This window comes from Halovulum sp. GXIMD14793 (assembly GCF_054457435.1).
Genome location: NZ_JBTLNE010000111.1, coordinates 1 through 3,179, shown reverse-complemented (window position 1 = coordinate 3,179; position 3,179 = coordinate 1). Strand labels below are relative to the sequence as shown.

The following is a 3,179-nucleotide window of genomic DNA, read 5'->3' as shown; positions in this document are numbered from 1 at the left end:
GACAATCAAACACCGCCGCTTGCAACATCAAAAACAAGCCGCATAATCAATCAAACAAATGAGCCAGAGACTCCATTGCTCAAACCGCGCTGATGTTCCATTTTATATGACGACGGACAGTGCGCGGCTTCTTAAGCATGGCTTTTGCCGCCGGATGGCTTCCGGCGGGGCGTGTCTTTTTCTGGATACGCATGAACTCTTTAAGATCGGAATGGAGAACTTTGGGGGCTTCGGCCATCGTCTTCTCCTTCTATTCTGTGACCGCCGCTCTGGCAGCGATCACAGATCATAGCATGGATAGGCTTGCTAACCGTGACGGATTTATTCGGCCACGGCAGCCGAGGTCAGCTTGTCCAGCGCGCCCGTCATCTTGCTGATGACCTCGGCATCGGCGGGCACGCCCATCCCGGTCAGCTCTGCCGGGTCATGATACGCCAGCATCACGCTACCGTCCTCGGCCTGCCAGATGACGACCCGCAAGGGCAAATCCAGTCCGGCAGTTTGCGCGGCCTGGATCGCTGGTGTACCAAGCTTTGGATTACCAAACATCACCATCTGGGTCGGGCGCAGTTCCATCCCGACACTCTCGGCCCCGGCGGCATGATCGACCTTTGCGAACACCTTTGCCCCGGCCTTTTCCACCGCTGCGACCAGCCGATCAGCGGTCTCGGCCACCGAATGTGGGCTGGGCTTGGTGATAAGGTCGGCCGCAGCGGGTAGGGCGAACAAGATTGCGGCGGCGGTGACAGCAAGGAATTTCATAGTCTCTCTCCAGCGAAGTTTTGTGGGGTCAACGTAACAGCGCGGCCTCTGCTGTCGCTTCACGTTTCGGTCATCGCCGGTCTTGAGCAAATACGCGCCACTGCCTATACGGTATTGCGCAATACTGTGATCTCAAGGCTCTGACGAAACGGTTTCAAAACCGATGCGGGCTCGCGACAACCGCGATGGAACACATCCAAGAGGTAAGCCTATGCTGAAAACCCGCATTATCCCCTGCCTCGACGTGAAAGACGGGCGTGTTGTTAAAGGCGTCAACTTTGTCGATTTGATAGACGCGGGCGATCCGGTCGAGGCCGCGCGGGCCTATGATGCTGCTGGTGCGGATGAACTCTGCTTTCTGGATATCGCCGCGACGCAGGAAAACCGCGGCACGATGTATGATCTGGTGGTGCGCACCGCCGAGCAATGCTTCATGCCGCTGACCATTGGCGGGGGCGTGCGCACACCGCAGGACGTTCGCAACCTGCTACTGGCAGGCGCTGACAAGGTCAGCTTCAACTCCGCCGCTGTGGCAAATCCGGATGTGGTGGCTGAGGCGGCGAACAAGTTCGGCAATCAGTGCATCGTTGTGGCGATTGATGCCAAAACGGCAGAGGATGGCAGTTGGCAAATCTTCACCCATGGCGGCACCCGGCCCACGGGCATTGATGCGGTCGCCTTTGCCCGCGAGATGGAGCGCAAAGGGGCAGGGGAGATCCTGCTGACCTCAATGGATCGCGACGGCACCCGAGCGGGCTTCAACCTGCCGCTGACCCGCGCCATTGCCGACGCGGTGCGCATCCCAGTGATCGCCTCGGGCGGGGTCGGAACGCTGGATCATCTGGTTGAGGGCGTGACCCAAGGCCATGCCAGCGCTGTTCTTGCCGCCTCCATCTTCCATTTCGGCGACCACACCATCGCCGAGGCCAAGGCCCACATGGCCGCCGCCGGTATCCCTGTGAGGCTGACATGACCGATATCCTGACCCGCCTGGCCGACACCATCACCGCCCGCGCATCCGAGGCACCCGATACCTCCTACACGGCCAGCCTTCTGGCCAAGGGTTCGGCGAAATGCGCCGAGAAATTCGGTGAGGAAGCGATAGAGGCAATTATTGCCGCGGCCAAGGGCGACCGCGCGAACCTGACCGCAGAAGCGGCAGATGTGCTGTATCATCTGCAGGTGATGCTCACCGCCTCAGGCGTTGCCTGGACAGATGTCGAAGCCGAACTGGCCCGCCGAGAGGGCACCTCCGGCCATGCCGAGAAAGCCGCGCGCCAGGGCTAACCGATTTCCTTCAGGCGTTTGCGAATATACTTCGATGCCGAACGGTAATGGCTTGGACCTGCCGCCTCGGCCCAGCGACCTGTAGTCCAGCTATTCCTGGCCCCCTGCATTGGCTCGCCATAGAGTGCTGCGTCATCCTGGCTTTCCAGGAACGCGACCAGTTTGCCATGCGCGGCTTGGAGTGTATCCCGCGCCGCCTCCCAACCCATATCTGTCTGACGCGCCCGCAGATCGGCATTGTATCGTTTCAGGTCATTCCACTTATAGCCTTTTGCCGGGAAGAATACCTCCCTGCCGGCCTGCCCATCCGCATACCAGCCAAGGAAAAGATCAATCCAATGGGCGCGGTGGCCGATAATGTCCTTGATCGTTGTATCATCCTCATCCCGGCAAAATGCCGCTTTCGCGCCCACCGGCTGGATCAGCTTTTCCAGCTTGGCAAACTCTGAGCGTGTGACCTGAAGCAGGTCCTGTTTCGACGTCGCAGGCATGACCGCCCCCTTCTAATGCAAGACAAACATACTTTGCCCGGCGGTTACATCCATTGATGCGGATCAAGCATCACCGGACACGTGTCGGCCACCGCATATTTTCAGATTGCCCTAATTCTCCCCCTTCGCTATACCCGCCCCAACGCACCCGTAGCTCAGCTGGATAGAGCGCTGCCCTCCGAAGGCAGAGGTCACACGTTCGAATCGTGTCGGGTGCGCCAATCAGACAACAGGTTCTGAGACCGCCGGATTATTTGCCTACGGCTTCAGCCTCTTTTTGCAAACAGGTTCCGGGGCGATGGTAAACTGGGGTTCGCTAAAAAGTAGGTTGCACGCATTCGATGATGTATTTGAATAGCATCGCGGATACAGCGTACCAACACCGATGATTTTCTGAAAGGGCCTTCTTACTTTGGTAAGCAGGGGTCGCCGTTGGTCGCATAGCCTTTGCGCTTTGGAGCACACGCTTCGCCTCGAAACGGGTCTTTCGGTCAAGATAACAAGATGTCTGAGAATCTATCTAGAGGCTGTTGACGTTCAGGGTTCCCAAATCAGCTGACTTCTGCTTCAAGGTTGCAAACAGAGGGGAGCAGCCTTGACCCGAAGAGTTTTGACCGATGCGCAATGGGCCATCATTGA

5 protein-coding genes and 1 tRNA gene are annotated in these 3,179 nt (G+C 58.3%); 3 read left to right on the top strand and 3 right to left on the bottom strand.

The annotated features are described in order from the left end of the window. Window positions 1-79 precede the first annotated feature (79 nt). On the bottom strand, window positions 80-238 hold the full coding sequence (locus ACW9UQ_RS18435) for a hypothetical protein (protein ID WP_458932454.1): 159 nt from the start codon (window positions 236-238) through the stop codon (window positions 80-82). 83 nt (window positions 239-321) lie between these two features. After that, a complete protein-coding gene (locus tag ACW9UQ_RS18430) occupies window positions 322-762 on the bottom strand; it encodes a DUF302 domain-containing protein (protein WP_458932453.1) in 441 nt (146 codons plus the stop codon). A gap of 211 nt (window positions 763-973) precedes the next feature. Between ACW9UQ_RS18430 and hisF the strand changes: the two genes are divergently transcribed. After that, window positions 974-1,735 carry an imidazole glycerol phosphate synthase subunit HisF gene (gene hisF / locus ACW9UQ_RS18425; protein WP_458932452.1) on the top strand — a complete coding sequence of 254 codons (762 nt, stop codon included), beginning with the start codon at window positions 974-976 and terminating at the stop codon, window positions 1,733-1,735. Then, window positions 1,732-2,049 carry a phosphoribosyl-ATP diphosphatase gene (locus tag ACW9UQ_RS18420; protein WP_458932451.1) on the top strand — a complete coding sequence of 106 codons (318 nt, stop codon included), beginning with the start codon at window positions 1,732-1,734 and terminating at the stop codon, window positions 2,047-2,049. Before hisF ends, ACW9UQ_RS18420 begins: the two co-directional genes overlap by 4 nt. On the opposite strand, the gene ACW9UQ_RS18415 is transcribed toward ACW9UQ_RS18420, so the two are convergent. After that, complete coding sequence (locus ACW9UQ_RS18415) at window positions 2,046-2,540, bottom strand: ClbS/DfsB family four-helix bundle protein (RefSeq protein ID WP_458932450.1); 495 nt, start codon at window positions 2,538-2,540, stop codon at window positions 2,046-2,048. The genes ACW9UQ_RS18420 and ACW9UQ_RS18415 overlap by 4 nt on opposite strands. Window positions 2,541-2,684: 144 nt before the next feature. On the opposite strand from ACW9UQ_RS18415, the gene ACW9UQ_RS18410 reads away from it, so the two are divergent. Beyond that, window positions 2,685-2,761 (top strand) — tRNA-Arg (locus ACW9UQ_RS18410). Window positions 2,762-3,179 lie beyond the last annotated feature (418 nt).

Coding starts and splice junctions, on each gene's coding strand:
- ACW9UQ_RS18435 (WP_458932454.1), bottom strand. CDS start 238: ATGGCCGAAGCCCCCAAAGTTCTCCATTCCGATCTTAAAGAGTTCATG.
- ACW9UQ_RS18430 (WP_458932453.1), bottom strand. CDS start 762: ATGAAATTCCTTGCTGTCACCGCCGCCGCAATCTTGTTCGCCCTACCC.
- hisF (WP_458932452.1), top strand. CDS start 974: ATGCTGAAAACCCGCATTATCCCCTGCCTCGACGTGAAAGACGGGCGT.
- ACW9UQ_RS18420 (WP_458932451.1), top strand. CDS start 1,732: ATGACCGATATCCTGACCCGCCTGGCCGACACCATCACCGCCCGCGCA.
- ACW9UQ_RS18415 (WP_458932450.1), bottom strand. CDS start 2,540: ATGCCTGCGACGTCGAAACAGGACCTGCTTCAGGTCACACGCTCAGAG.